This window comes from Massilia sp. P2_C2, assembly GCF_056404615.1.
The window spans coordinates 1-1,461 of sequence record NZ_JBFUDR010000591.1 but is presented as its reverse complement, the minus strand read 5'-3'; the positions used below and the strand labels follow the sequence as shown (position 1 = coordinate 1,461).

General features: G+C 71.3%; 1 protein-coding gene. It reads left to right on the top strand.

Annotated features, from left to right (window positions below; genetic code table 11):
* Positions 1-1,461: penicillin-binding transpeptidase domain-containing protein (locus AC1DYX_RS31100; protein ID WP_477266079.1), on the top strand; the 1,461-nt coding region annotated here is incomplete at both ends.

Below are 1,461 nucleotides of genomic sequence, written 5' to 3'. Positions count from 1 at the left end.
CCTGCGCGCTCGCGCGCGAGCTCGATGCGCGGGCGGATTGCGCGGCCATCGAATGGCAGGTCGACGCCGCGTTCGCACGGGCCGTGCCGCCGGCGTCAAGCCCCACTTCAAATGCGACGGGCGTCACGCCACAGCTGGCGCGCCGCCTGGCCGGCGCGGCGGGCGCGGCTGGCGCCGCCGTGCGTACCACGCTCGACGTGGGCCTGCAGCGCTTTACTGCCGCCACGCTGCGCCGCCGCCTGGCCGAACTGGCCGAGCGCAATGTCGGGGACGGCGCCGTGGTCGTTATCGACAATGCCAGCGGCGAGGTGAGGGCCTACGTCGCCAACGGCGGCGCCGGCGAGGTCGACGGCGTGACGGCGCTGCGCCAGGCCGGATCGACATTGAAACCATTCCTGTACGAGCTGGCGCTGGAGCGGGGCCAGCTCACGGCTGCGTCGCTGCTGGACGACACACCGGTCGACATCCCGACCGTCGGCGGCCTGTACGTGCCGCAGAACTACGACCACCAGTACCGCATTGCTTCCAGCGTGCGCACGAGCCTCGCGGGCTCGCTGAACGTGCCGGCCGTGCGCACGCTGATGCTCACCGGGCTGGAACGCTTCCACGAACGCCTGCGCCAGGTCGGCATCACGAGCCTCACGGAGGCGCCGGAATTCTACGGCTGGTCGCTCGCGCTCGGTTCGGGCGACGTCAGCCTGCTGGAGCTGGCGAATGCCTACCGCACGCTGGCGAACGGCGGCATGCAGGACGGCGTGACGTTCGTGCCGCGTGCCCAGTCCCGGAAGGCACGCGTGCTGGACGCGCGCGCCAGCTTCATCGTGGCCGACATCCTGTCGGACCGCGCCGCGCGCAGTACCACGTTCGGTCTGTCCAACGAACTCGCCACGGGCTTCTGGAGCGCCGTGAAGACGGGCACCAGCAAGGACATGCGCGACAACTGGTGCGTGGGTTTTTCGGACCGCTACACGGTCGGTGTGTGGGTCGGGAATTTCGACGGGCGTTCGATGTGGGACGTGTCCGGTGTCTCCGGCGCGGCGCCCGTCTGGCGCGACGTGATGGACTACCTGCACCGCGACCGCCCCAGCCGGCAACCGCCGGCACCGGCTGGCGTCGTGCGCCAGGTCGTGAAGTTCGCGCCCGCCATGGAGCCCGAGCGCAGCGAGTGGTTCGTGCGCGGCAGCGAGACGGCCGTCGTGGAAATGCTGGCACCTGGCAGGCGCGCGCCGCGCATCGTCTACCCGGCCGCGGACAGCATCATCGCACTCGATCCCGACATCCCCGCACCGCAGCAGCGCGTGCGCTTTCGGGCCTACGGCGGCACGGGCCTGCACTGGGAACTGGACGGGACGCGTCTTGGGGCGGCCGACCAGTCCGCGACCTGGGCGCCGGTGCCGGGCGAGCACGACATAAAACTGGTGGGAGAGGATGGCCGGGCGGTCGCCGCCGCCCGGTTCGAGG